At 71.8% G+C, this 12,061-nt stretch carries 12 protein-coding genes; 7 read left to right on the forward strand and 5 right to left on the reverse strand.

Annotated elements, in window-relative coordinates; genetic code table 11:
• Positions 1-430, reverse strand: a 430-nt coding sequence (locus H5J30_RS07105) for a hypothetical protein (protein ID WP_181786303.1), incomplete at its 3' end; no start/stop codon positions are given.
• Positions 431-884: 454 nt separating this feature from the next.
• On the opposite strand from H5J30_RS07105, the gene H5J30_RS07110 reads away from it, so the two are divergent.
• A complete protein-coding gene (locus H5J30_RS07110; RefSeq protein WP_181786304.1) occupies positions 885-2,378 on the forward strand; it encodes a glutamate-cysteine ligase family protein in 1,494 nt (497 codons plus the stop codon).
• 36 nt (positions 2,379-2,414) lie between these two features.
• On the opposite strand, the gene H5J30_RS07115 is transcribed toward H5J30_RS07110, so the two are convergent.
• Complete coding sequence (locus H5J30_RS07115) at positions 2,415-4,133, reverse strand: substrate-binding and VWA domain-containing protein (RefSeq protein WP_181786305.1); 1,719 nt, start codon at positions 4,131-4,133, stop codon at positions 2,415-2,417.
• A gap of 146 nt (positions 4,134-4,279) precedes the next feature.
• Between H5J30_RS07115 and H5J30_RS07120 the strand changes: the two genes are divergently transcribed.
• The 3 genes from H5J30_RS07120 (at position 4,280) to H5J30_RS07130 (ending at position 6,495) form a co-directional block, all read left to right on the forward strand.
• The gene (locus H5J30_RS07120; RefSeq protein ID WP_181786312.1) at positions 4,280-5,044 is read left to right on the forward strand and encodes a CPBP family intramembrane glutamic endopeptidase; all 765 of its coding nucleotides are present in this window, start codon (positions 4,280-4,282) and stop codon (positions 5,042-5,044) included.
• Positions 5,045-5,162: 118 nt separating this feature from the next.
• Complete coding sequence (locus H5J30_RS07125) at positions 5,163-5,678, forward strand: lytic polysaccharide monooxygenase auxiliary activity family 9 protein (protein WP_018837857.1); 516 nt, start codon at positions 5,163-5,165, stop codon at positions 5,676-5,678.
• Between the two features lie 112 nt (positions 5,679-5,790).
• Positions 5,791-6,495, forward strand: coding sequence for a cytidylate kinase family protein (locus tag H5J30_RS07130; RefSeq protein ID WP_181786306.1), 705 nt, complete (start codon positions 5,791-5,793; stop codon positions 6,493-6,495).
• A 473-nt stretch (positions 6,496-6,968) separates the two neighbouring features.
• Here H5J30_RS07130 and H5J30_RS07135 read toward each other — a convergent pair whose 3' ends face one another.
• Entirely contained in the window at positions 6,969-7,757 is a 789-nt protein-coding gene (locus tag H5J30_RS07135; protein ID WP_181786307.1) for an SDR family NAD(P)-dependent oxidoreductase, read from the reverse strand.
• 121 nt (positions 7,758-7,878) lie between these two features.
• Between H5J30_RS07135 and H5J30_RS07140 the strand changes: the two genes are divergently transcribed.
• Complete coding sequence (locus tag H5J30_RS07140) at positions 7,879-8,517, forward strand: TetR/AcrR family transcriptional regulator (protein ID WP_181786308.1); 639 nt, start codon at positions 7,879-7,881, stop codon at positions 8,515-8,517.
• Between the two features lie 112 nt (positions 8,518-8,629).
• Positions 8,630-9,184: a PadR family transcriptional regulator gene (locus H5J30_RS07145; RefSeq protein ID WP_181786309.1), complete on the forward strand. Its 555-nt coding sequence runs from the start codon at positions 8,630-8,632 to the stop codon at positions 9,182-9,184.
• A gap of 58 nt (positions 9,185-9,242) precedes the next feature.
• Here H5J30_RS07145 and H5J30_RS07150 read toward each other — a convergent pair whose 3' ends face one another.
• Entirely contained in the window at positions 9,243-10,004 is a 762-nt protein-coding gene (locus H5J30_RS07150; RefSeq protein ID WP_181786310.1) for a DUF4232 domain-containing protein, read from the reverse strand.
• Between the two features lie 163 nt (positions 10,005-10,167).
• On the opposite strand from H5J30_RS07150, the gene H5J30_RS07155 reads away from it, so the two are divergent.
• Positions 10,168-11,244, forward strand: coding sequence for an EamA family transporter (locus H5J30_RS07155; protein WP_181786311.1), 1,077 nt, complete (start codon positions 10,168-10,170; stop codon positions 11,242-11,244).
• Here H5J30_RS07155 and H5J30_RS07160 read toward each other — a convergent pair.
• Positions 11,226-11,897: a pyridoxamine 5'-phosphate oxidase family protein gene (locus H5J30_RS07160; RefSeq protein ID WP_027744890.1), complete on the reverse strand. Its 672-nt coding sequence runs from the start codon at positions 11,895-11,897 to the stop codon at positions 11,226-11,228. The genes H5J30_RS07155 and H5J30_RS07160 overlap by 19 nt on opposite strands.
• Positions 11,898-12,061: the final 164 nt, after the last annotated feature.

Here is a 12,061-nt window from a genome sequence, read left to right on the forward strand (position 1 = left end):
GGGCGCCGGCGTCGGCGCGCAGCCAGAGCGTCACCATGTACAGCTCGGGCACGGACAGCAGCCGAGGCTGCAGGAGGGCGGACAGCGACTCGGCCTGGCGCAGGGCGCGTTGGGTGGAGGCGACGTACGGACCCTCGGAGAAGTGCGAGAACGCCCAGCCGTCCGGCGTGATCCGCGCCTCCGCGGCGGCGACGACCCGGCCCTCGGCGGCGAGGTGGAACCGCCAGCCGGTGAGCGCCGCGTACGGCACGCCGTCCGCGGCGCCGACGCCGTCCAGGACGTGCACCGGCAGCGGGTCCGTGGCGCCCGCCTGGCCGGCCGCCGACACCGGCGCGAGCGTACGGGTCCCGCGCACCGCCGTCGAGGACTTCAGCGCGGCGTTCACGCTGCGCAGAGCCGGGGAGGGGGGCGTGAGGACGCTGAGCGGCATAGGGGTCGCCTACCTTCACAGACGTGGAGCAGAGCAGGGGGCAAGATGCGGACGGCGCTGTCTGCTAGCGGGGCCAGAGGGGACCGCATCCGTGCGAGGGGGCGCCAACTCTCTGCCTCGTTCGCGAATTTTATACGACTACCGGTGGGAGTCCTTCCGCCTAGCCGCCCGGGTGAATTCCGCAAGAGGATTCTCGGTCGCATATTCTCTGGTCTTTCCGGAAGATCGGCGAGAATCGCCTGACAGACGCGGTGACGGCCGACACCCGGGGTCGGCCGGATCTCGTCGGTGTGGGCGACCGGTCGGCGGGCCGGACCGCGCCGGCCGGACGGTGTACGGGCGGAACGCTGCCGTCCGGCGCGGCGGTCAGCGTAGCCGACGAACGGCGGCCGCGGGCGTCAGGGTCCCCGCGTCTGGGCATCATCCCGGGCAGCCGAGCCGAGGAGGAACCTCGATGGGCGAGAAGGTCGTGGCCGGCGGGTTCGACCTGTCCGACCGCCACCGCTATCGGCAGCGGCTCCGCGAGTGTCTCGCGGGGCTGGAGCGACTGCTGGAGGAGAAGAGATTCGACCGCCCGCAGAATCTGATGGGGCTGGAGATCGAATTGAATCTCGTCGGTGCGGACGGCATGCCGCGCATGATGAACACGGAAGTGCTGGAGCGCATCGCGAGCCCCGATTTCCAGACCGAGCTGGCCCAGTTCAACCTGGAGGTCAACATCGCGCCCCACCGGCTCGCCGGCCGGGTGCTCGACCAGCTCGCGGAGGAGCTGCGCACCGGGCTGTGGTACGCCGACCGGCAGGCGCGCGAGGTGGACGCCGGGATCGTGATGATCGGCATCCTGCCCACGCTGACCGGCGCGGACCTGGTCTCCGCCAACCTCTCCGAGGTGGACCGCTACCACCGGCTCAACGAGCAGATCCTCGCCGCCCGCGGCGAGGAGATCCACCTCGACATGCGCGGGGTCGAGGAGCTGACGTACACCACCGGCTCCATCGCCCCCGAGGCCGCCTGCACCTCCGTCCAACTCCATCTCCAGGTCACCCCCGGGCGGTTCGCGGACGTCTGGAACGCCTCGCAGGCGGCGGCGGCCGTGCAGATCGCGCTCGGCGCCAACGCGCCGTTCGTCTTCGGCCGCGAACTGCTCAGCGAGTCGCGGCCCGAGCTGTTCCTCCAGGCCACCGACACCCGGCCGCCGGAGCTGCGCGCGCAGGGCGTACGCCCGCGCGCCTGGTTCGGCGAGCGCTGGGTGACCGAGCCGCTGGAGCTGTTCGAGGAGAACATCCGCTACTTCCCCGCGCTGCTGCCCCTGTGCTCCGCGGAGGAGCCGCTGCGCGTACTGGACGAGGGCGGCGTGCCCGAGCTGTCCGAACTGGTGCTCCACAACGGCACCGTCTACCGCTGGAACCGGCCCGTGTACGACATCTCCGGCGGCGTCCCGCACCTGCGGGTGGAGAACCGGGTGCTGCCCGCGGGCCCGACCGTCACCGACGTCGTCGCCAACGCCGCGTTCTACTACGGGCTGGTGCGTACCCTCGCCGACGAGCAGCGGCCCGTCTGGGGCCGGATGCCCTTCGACGGCGCTGCGGCCAACTTCGCCGCCGCCTGCCGGGACGGCATCGACGCCACGCTCGTGTGGCCCGGCAGGCGGCGGCTCGGCGGGGTGGCGCGGGTGCCGGTGGCCAAGCTCGTCCTGGACGAACTGCTGCCCATGGCCGCCTCCGGGCTGGACGCCTGGGGCGTCGACCCCGCCGACCGGGACCGCTACCTCGGCGTCATCGAGGAGCGCTGCCGCCGGCGGGTCAACGGCGCGTCGTGGCAGTCGGCGGCGTTCCACCGGGCGCTGGGGCGCGGGCTCGACCGGGGCGCGGCGCTCGCGGAGATGACGCGGCGGTACGTGGAGCTGACCCGCACGGAGGAGCCGGTGCACCGCTGGCCGATGGACTGACGGCGGACCCGGCGGGGCGGGCGGCGCCCGTAGCGCTCAGGACAGGGCCGCCTTCGCGCCGGCGTCCGTCACCGCCCGCAGCAGCACCGCGTGGATCTCCTTCGGGTCCGTCACCCGGTACGACTCGCCGCCGACGGCCTTCGCGATCTGCCCGCACGCCTCGATGTCCGCCTCCGGCCCGATGCCGATGGCGATGAGGCCCACCGGGCGGTCCGGGTCGGCGGCCTCGCGCAGCCGGGCGGCGAGGTCCCCGGCGGAGATGCTGCCCGGGTCCTCGTTGGCGCCGTCGGTGAGGAGGACGACGGCGTTGAAGCGGCCGGGGGCGTACTCCTTGACCTGCCGCTCGTACGCCGCGAGCGCCGTGTCGTACAGGCCCGTCGCGCCGTCCGGCACCGGCTGGAGGCCGCCGAAGGCGCTCGCGAGGCGCTCGCGGTGGCTGGTGCCGTCGTCGGTGCGCTGGGCCAGCCGCGTGGTGCCGGCGACCTCCTCGTAGTCCTGCTCGCCCTCCAGCCGGGTGGAGAACCGCCACAGGCCGATCTCGTCCTCGCCGGTGAACTGGGCGAGCGCCTGGATGAGCGCGTTCTTCGTGACGTCCATGCGGGTCTGCCCGGGCTGGCCCGGCACGGCCTCGCCCATCGAGCCGGAGACGTCGACCACGGTGGTCAGCCGGGCGCTTTGCACCGTGACGGTCCACATGCCGAGGACCGAGGCCACCTCGTCGGGGGCCGGTGCCTCCGCGGGCGCCGCGTCGAAGGGCTGCGGGGCGGCGCCGCCGGCGGCCATCGCCAGCTCCGCGTCCAGGCGCCCCTGGGGGGAGCGGAAGCCCTGGCGGCGCAGCAGGTCGGTGGCCTTGGCGTCGGTCAGGAGCCGCTGGAAGCGGCTGGCGGCGCGGACCCGGTCCATCGCCATGGCGTCGTTGTCGACGATGGCGTACGGGTAGTCGAGGGCGACCGCGCCGCCCTCGGGATAGAACATGTCGAGCCGCCGGCCGGTGCCCGCGCCGGCGTTGTGGCGGAAGGCGGCCTGCTCGGAGAGGAACAGCGCGTCGTTGTCCCGCGGGTCGTCCAGACCGGAGTCCGGGAGCGAGGCCAGCACCGCGGTGTCGCCGGGCTCGACGCGCTCGGCGAGCAGCTTGGCGGTGGCGGCGGTACGGGTGTCCGCGTCGTCGCCGCCGGCGCGGTGCATCGCCGTCAGCGCGAGCGCGCCGGTGGCGCTCACGGCCGGGTCGGCGGTGCCCAGGCGCAGGCCGGCGTCGTCGCCCAGCGCGGCGTCCGTCAGCTCGGCCCAGCCGTACGTCTTCTCCGGCCAGCCCAGTTTGCGGGCGCCGTCCGGGAGGGTGGCCATGCCCACGGGGGAGCTGGCCAGCCGGGTCACCTCGTCGATGCTCGCGCCGCCGCCGGCGGTGACCATGCCCGTCCAGATGCTGGAGTCGGGTATCCAGACCTGGAAGCCCGGCCGCGTGTCCTTGCGGCGCAGCGACTGGGCGACCTCGGCGGCGGGCCGCGCGGTCACCTCGATGTCCAGGCAGCGGCCGTCCGACTTCAGCTCCGCCTTGCGCGCGCGTTCCGCGGTCCTGCGGACGGCGGGGGCGATGTCGGGCGAGGCGACGACGGCGAGTTCGAGGTCGGTGCCCTCGCACGGTTCGTCCTGCTGCAGCAGCCCGGTCTCCACCGCGACCAGCGTCCCCGCGCCGATCGCCAGGACGAGGGCGGTCGCGATGACCACCGCGCGGCCCCGTACGCTGCGCCGCAGCACGGCTTCGTCCGTTCCGTACGCATCGGGCAAGCTGTGTCGTCCCATGGTCGTCCCCCCGGACAGCCGCATATTGGTCTCGTGTTTTTTCCGCGACCCTAGCGACACGGTGGGGTTCATGGGGAGGGATTGACCAATTGGAGGAGCGAGTGCAGGACCAGTCCCGCCGGCTGCTGACCAGCGAAACGCTGCTGGTGCTGGCGCTGTCCCTGGGCGCGAGCGCGGTCTCGGCCCTGATCAGCTTCACCGGCTCGGTGACCCGGCCGGGCGGGCTGAAGGAGCAGTCGGCCAACCTCAACTCCTCGGCCGCGCCCGGCCGTCCCTGGCTGGACCTCGCGTGGCAGCTCTTCGGTATCACCACCTCCCTGGTGCCGGTGGCGCTGGTGGCGTACCTGCTGGTGCGCGAGCGCGCGGGCGGGCTGAGCGCGGTGGGGTTCGACCACCGGAGGCCGGGCTTCGACCTGGGCTGGGGCGCGGCGGTCGCGGCGGTGATCGGCGGTACGGGACTGGCGTTCTACCTGGGCGCGCGGGCGGCGGGGTTCAACCTGACCGTCGTACCGGAGTCGCTGCCGGACGTGTGGTGGAAGATCCCGGTGCTGATCCTCTCCGCGGTGCAGAACTCCGTGGTGGAGGAGGTCATCGTCGTCGGCTATCTGCTGCGCCGGCTGGACCAGCTGGGCTGGACCCCGGCGGCGTCGCTGGCGACCAGCTCGCTGCTGCGCGGGACGTACCACCTGTACCAGGGCATCGGCGGCTTCCTCGGCAACGCGGCGATGGGCGCGGTCTTCGTCCTGCTGTACCGGCGGTGGGGGCGCGTCGGGCCGCTGGTGGCGGCGCACGCCTTCATCGACATCGTGGCGTTCGTGGGGTACGCGCTGCTGGCGGGGAAGGTGGGGTGGCTGCCTACGGAATGAACGGCTCCGCCGCTTGTCGGCTGCTCTGCCGGGCCAATTCTCCCTGGTCCACAGTCTTGACGGTGGTCTGACAATAGATAAAGTCTAGACCAATGCCCCCCATGCAGGGAGAGACAAGATGCGCAGTCTCAAAAAGCGTGCAGCGATCGTCGCGGCGACCGTCACCCCGTTGGTCGTCCTCGCCCTCCCGGCCCCGCAGGCGAGCGCACACGGCTGGATCACCTCGCCGCCGAGCCGGCAGCAGCAGTGCAAGGCGGGCACGGTCTCGTGTGGTCAGATCCAGTGGGAGCCGCAGAGCGTCGAGGGGCCCAAGGGCCTCACGAGCTGTCACGGCGGCAACAGCCGGTTCGCCGAGCTGAACGACGACAGCAAGGGCTGGAAGGTCACGCCGGTCAGCAGGACGCAGTCGTTCAACTGGCAGATCACCGCCAACCACCGCACGAGCACGTGGCAGTACTTCGTCGGCGGCCAGAAGGTCGCGGAGTTCAACGACGGCGGCGCGCAGCCGCCCTCGCAGTTCAGCCACACGGTCAACTTCGGCAACATCACGGGCCGGCAGAAGGTCCTCGCCGTGTGGAACGTGTACGACACCGGCAACGCCTTCTACGCCTGCATCGACGTCGACATCCGGTGACGTCACAGCGGTCGTAGCGGCAGCGGAAGGCCCCCGGGGAGCGAGCGGCTCCCCGGGGGCTTCGGCATGGTCTGCTGCCCTGCTGGACAAGGACACCGTGAGAGGGGCGGCAATGGACGAAGGCACCCGGGGCGAGCTCATCGGCCGACTGGCCGAGGCGATCGGATCCGTCGAAACCGCGCACCCGCCGCGGGTCGCCGTCGACGGGCCGCCCGCCGCCGGCAAGACCACGCTCGCCGACGAACTCGCCGCGGTCCTGCGCGCGCGGGACCGCGACGTCATCCGCGCCACCGTCGACGACTTCCTCTTCCCCCGCGCACAGCGCTACCGCCGCGGCCGGTACTCTGCCGAAGCCTGCTACTTCGACGCCCACGACCACGCCGCGCTGCGCCGGTTCCTGCTCGACCCGCTGGGCCCGGGCGGCGACCGAAGGTTCCGCCACGCGGCCTACGACAGCGCCACCGACACCGCGTCGTCCCCGCCGCCCACGACGGCGCCCGCGGACGCCGTACTGCTCTTCGACGGGGTCTTCCTCCTGCGCCCGGAACTCCTCGACCGGTGGGACCTGACCATCTTCGTGTCGGTCCCCTTCGACCAGACGGTGGCCCGCGCCCGTGACCGAGGCGCAGCGCAGCCCGACTCCACGGCCGGCCTCGCCGAGATCGAACGGTCCTGGCGCGACCGCTACATCCCCGCCCAACAGCTCTACTTCGCCACGGCCCGCCCGACCGAGCACGCCGACATCATCGTGCACAACGATCGACTCGAACGCCCGACCTGGGAGATCCCACCTCACCCGTCGAGAGGCAGAATCTGACAACTGCTGCATCCGGACGGGACTCGACATGACCAAGGATCAAGGGGCGCGGCTCGGTCTGGATCACCGAGCACGACACGCTGCGGCACTTCGTGATCACGTTCCACGACGAGACTCTGGAATGTCTTGCACGAAACGGGCGTACAGAGATCCATCAGCGCAGCCTGGCCGACATCGTCGCGGTGGCCGCGAGACGAATGACCGGCGGGACGTAGGTATGTGAGGTGGAGCCCGAAACAATGTGCGCGCGGGCGAGCGGGGTGGGGACGTCGTGGTGTGGCGGGTGCACCCGCGCGTGATGCTCTTGACCGGGGTGTCCGGGACGCCGGCCGCCTGTTCCGGCCGCGGGTGGAGCTCCACGGCGAGACGGTGGTGATTGTCAATCCGCTGGTTACGGCGCTGTGAGCGCAGGTATCAGTGATCGACTATTCCTGTGCCTCGCCGAGCGGGATCACGTGGCCCCTCACGCCTGCTCAGGCTGCGGTGTCGGCTTCGGGTTGGAGTGCGGGGCCGAGTAGCAGGCCCCCGTCCAGGATGAATTCCGAGCCGGTAGCGAATGATGCGTCGTGGGAGGTGATGAAGAGCAGCAGGCGGGTGATGTCGGAGGGTTCGGCGAGGCGGGGGATGGCGAAGGGGTCGGGTGAGTAGAAGTCGGCGATGGCGGGCTGGCCTGCGACGGTGGGTTCGTTGATCAGTGGTGTGGAGACGACGCCGGGGTGGATGGAGTTGACGCGGATGTTGTCCCGGCCCAGTTCCAGTGCGGCTGTCTTGGTCAGCCCGCGCACGGCCCACTTGCTGGCGGTGTAGGGGGCGTAGAAGGCCGTGCCGGTGTGGGCCATGGTCGAGGCGATGTTGACGATGGTTCCGCCGCCGCCCCTGCGCATCGACGGAGTCACGGCCCTGATGCCGAGGAACTGGCCGGTGACGTTGACGCTGAAGGTGTGCTCCCAGGTGCGGAGTTCGGTGTGTTCGACAGGGGCCGCCGGGTTCTGGACTCCGGCGTTGTTCACCAGGATGGTGACCGGCCCGAAGTGGCCTTCGACTTCTCGTACCAGTGCCGCCCAGTCGTCCTCGCCGGCGACATCCAGGTGGACGGACAGAGCCCGGTGGCCGAGTTGGGCAGCGAGGTCGCGGCCGGCGTCGTCGTCGCGGCCGGCGATGACGACGTTCGCCCCCTCGGCGTGGTAGCCCCGTACATGGCTGGTGCCCATTCCTCCGCTGCCGCCGGTGACGATGACGGTCTGGTCCTCGAAGCGTTTCATGGTGCTTCCTTCCGGGCTTGCCTGGTGGTGAGCCGAGTGGCTCACCTCCTCTCTCAAGGTAGGGGTGGGGCTGGAGGTGAGTCAAGTGACTCACCTCGCAGTGAGGGGCATACTGGAGGGCATGACGGCACAGCCCTCGGAATACCACCGGCGCGTGGCAGCGCAGAAGCGGACGTCCATCATCGAGGCGGCGACGAAGCTGTTCCTCGACTCCGGCTACGACGGCACCTCGCTGGCCCGCATCGCGGAAGCGGCCGGAGTGTCGAGGGCGACTCTGTTCAAGCAGTTCACCACCAAGGCGGCCCTGTTCGAGGCGATCGTCACCGAATACTGGAAGGTCGACGACGCGGAGGCGCCCCTCCCCGAGCCGGGGAACCTCCGCGCAGGGCTTGAGGCCATCGGCCGCCGCTACGTGGCCCTTCTCACCCAGCCCGGCATGGCCGCCCTCTTCCGCATCGTCATCGCCGAGGTGCCGCGCTTCCCCGAACTCGGCGAGACCCAGTTCAACCTCGGCAAGATGCCCTACTTCGAATCGGTCCGGCGCTACCTGGCAGCGGAGAACGCCGCCGGCACAGCCCGGCTCGACGACGCGGAGACGGCGGCGACCCAATTCCTCGGGATGATCTCCAACTACGTGTTCTGGCCACGGATGCTGCTCGCGCACTGGGATCCCGACGACACCGCCACCACCTACGCGGTCGACCAAGCAGTGCTCACCATGCTCGCCCGATACAGCGCGCCGGAGACCCGCCACGCCTGAGACACCAGGCCCCACCCCTGCCACGGGGATGGGGCTTGCTTTGCGACTGTTGGCGATATATCGTTGACCTGTCGTAATCGATCGTAGAAGAGTTCTGGAAGAGGTGAGGTCCATGCGATCCCATGGACACGGATACGGCCCGCGTGACGGGCGTCGCTCGGCCTTCGGCGGGTTCGGTCCGCCGTTCGGGCCTCCCTTCGGGCGGGGGCGCGGTGGGCCGCGGGGGCGTGCGCGGCGGGGTGATGTGCGGGCGTCGATCCTGGCGTTGCTGAAGGACCGGCCCATGCACGGGTACGAGATGATCCAGGAGATCTCCGAGCGCAGCGGCGGTGCGTGGAAGCCGAGTCCCGGTTCGGTGTATCCCACGTTGCAGATGCTGGAGGACGAAGGGCACATCGTCAGCGCCACGGAGGGGGGCAAGAAGCTGTTCTCGCTCACCGATGCCGGGCGTGAGGAGGCCGAGTCGGGGCCCGAGGCGCCTTGGGAGGATGCCGGGCGCGGCGTCGACTGGGAGGCGTTGCAGGAGGTCCGGCAGTCGGGCTTCGCGCTTGCCGAGGCGTTTCGGCAGGTATACACCACCGGCACCGCCGAGCAGCGCCAGGAGGCGCTGGCCGTCGTCAACGAGGCTCGGAAGAAGCTCTACCTGATCCTCGCCGAGGAGAGCTGAGCCCCGGTGCCCGGTTCGGCCGGCCGGGCACCGCGGCTCAGTCGCGCCCGCGGCGGCGTCAGCGCGCCGGGCCGTCGCCCTTCGCCAGGGGCAGGGCCTCGATGCGGCCCGCGTCGCAGACCTCGCCGAGCTGCCATGCGGTGTCCGTGTGGTCGTACGTGTCGGGCGGGATGACCTGCAGCTGTGCCGGCTTCGGCCGGCAGGCGCCGCTCGCGTCGTCCGAGCCGCTGGCGACCACCGTCCAGTGCAGCCGGCTCCACGCCGAGGCGCCGGGAGTGAGTGTCTGCATCGACGGGGTGCGGCTGCTGTCGCGTACCACCTTGGTCGGGACGTCGGTGCCGTTGGCCTTGACCAGTTGCAGGCCGGTCCAGCCCCGGGTGCGGCAGGTGGCGTCCGAGTCGTTGGTGAGGACGAGCGCCGCGTAGCGGTTGCCCGCCGCCGAGTTGAGCGGGCGTACGGACGCCGACAGGTCGTCCGTACGGCACCAGCGGGCCGCGGCCGTTCCGCCGGCCGCCGCCTTCGGCTCCGCCTTGAGCGGCTCGGCCGCCGCGCCGTCGTCCGCCTTGTCGTCCTCCGCGGTGCCGGGTGCGTTGTCCCGTCCGGTGCCGTCGTCCTTGTAGGGCGCGTCCTGCTGCGCCCTGTCCCCGTTCTGCGTGCTGTCGTTGCCGTCGGCGCTCTGCACCGGCTGGGGCTTGGAGTTGCCGGCGGTGTCCGTGCGCCCTCCGTCGGAGGTCGCGCCGCAGCCTGCGGCCAGCAGCCCCGCCGCCGCGAGGGTGGCGAGGGCGATGCGGGTGCGGGCGCGGCCGGGCTGTCGTGTCATGTCTTCCCCCTGGCTGCTCGAAGTGACCAGATCGTGGGGTGTCGGTCGTTGGACCCGGGCGGGGAGCGATCGGTTCCACCCAAGGGGATTCCCCTGTGCGGAGCCGGGGATGCGCGGTCTGCCGCCGCGCGCCTCCTGTCAGCAGCAACGCGGAATGACACTCATGTACGACGCTGACATAATCGCCCGCATGCAGCAGTCTTTCGACAGGCGCGCCGGGCTCGGGCTCGCGCTGGCCTCCGCACTCGCGTTCGGCGGTTCCGGGGTGGCGGCCAAGCCGCTCATCGAGCAGGGCATGGACTCGCTGCACGTGGTGTGGCTGCGTATCGCCGGGGCCGCGCTGGTGCTGCTGCCGCTCGCCTGGCGGCACCGCGCGCTGGTACGGGAGCGGCCGGCGCTGCTCGCCGGGTTCGGCGTGCTCGCGGTCGCCGGCGTGCAGGCGTTCTACTTCGCGGCCATCGCCCGGATCCCGGTCGGCGTGGGGCTGCTCATCGAGTTCTTCGGCCCCGCGCTGGTGCTGGGCTGGGTGCGGTTCGTCCAGCGGCGGCCGGTGACCCGGCAGGCGGCGGTCGGCGTGCTCTTCGCGGTCACCGGGCTGGCCTGCGTGGTCGAGGTCTGGGCCGGTCTCGGCTTCGACGCGCTCGGGCTGCTCCTCGCCTTCGGCGCGGCGTGCTGCCAGTGCGCGTACTTCGTGCTCGCCGGGCACGGCACCGACTCCGCCGACGGCACGGCGCCGCACCCGCTGGGGGTCATCGCGTACGGGCTGATCGTCGGCGCCGTCGTGCTCACCGCCGTCTCCCGGCCCTGGAACCTCCGGTGGTCCCTGCTCGGGGAGCGCGCCGAACTGGGCGGCATGCGGCCGCCGGCCTGGACGCTGATCGTCTGGATCGTCCTGGTGACGACGGTGCTGGCGTATCTCTTCGGCGTCCTGGCGGTGCGCCGGCTCTCGCCGCCGGTGGCGGGTGTCGTCGCGTGCCTGGAGGCGGTCGTCGCGACCGTGCTGGCGTGGGTGCTGCTGGCCGAGCACCTGGGCGCGGCCCAGCTCGTGGGCGGTGCGCTGGTGCTGATCGGCGCGTTCACCGCGCAGCTCGCGTCGCCGTCGCCTTCGCCGTCGTCGGGTACGGGCTCGGGCTCCGGTGAGCGCGGCGAGCCGGTCGCCGGGAACATGCCGGGGCCGCGCGGCGGCGGCGAGGACCTGGCAGCCGACGCGCCGCCGCCGGGTCAGCCCGCGGGCAGGTAGCCGGGCGGCTCGACGCCCGGCGCCAGGTCGTCGGCCGGTACGGGCGCGCCGTACACGGGCGCGACCGGCACCACTCCCGTCCAGTACGGCAGCTCCAGGTCCTCCGGTTCGTCGTTGGGGCCGCCGGTGCGCGTCTTGACCGAGACCTCCTCGATCGCCAGCCGGATCACGGCCGTCTTGGCGAGTTCCTTGGCGTTCGCGCGCCGGGAGTCGTCGGCCCGGCCGGGGACGATGTGGTCGACGATCGCGTCGAGGGCCATGGTCCGCTCGTCGTGGTCGGTCACGGCGTACGCGTCGCCGTGCAGCACCGCGGAGCGGTAGTTGATCGAGTGGTGGAACGCGGAGCGGGCCAGCACCAGTCCGTCGACGTGCGTGACCGTCAGGCACACGGGCAGCCCGCTGTCCTCGGCCCGCCCGGCGGTGCGCAGCGGGCGGGATCCGGTGGAGCCGTGCACGTACACCTGGTCGCCGACGCGGGCGTACAGCGTGGGCAGGACCACGGGGCGGCCGTCGCGGACGAAGCCGAGGTGGCAGACGTAGCCGGCGTCGAGCACGGAGTGCACCACGGCGCGGTCGTACGACGCGCGCTCGCGGGAGCGCGTCGGCACGGTGCGGTCGGTGGGGCGGTAGGCGGCGGGGGGCGTGGTGGACACGGGCGGCTCCCTCGGTGCTCGGCGGTGCGTGTTCGGCGGTGCGTGCCGCCGGTCTGCGGCGGCGGTGTCGGTTGCGGTGTCGAGCTGCGGTGTTATTGCACTAGTGCAATAGTGTCTTTGTGCTAGGAGAGTATCGGATCGAAGGCCGGGGTGCAGCAGAGATT

This window comes from Streptomyces phytophilus (assembly GCF_013870535.1).
Classification (GTDB): Bacteria; Actinomycetota; Actinomycetes; order Streptomycetales; family Streptomycetaceae; genus Streptomyces; species Streptomyces phytophilus.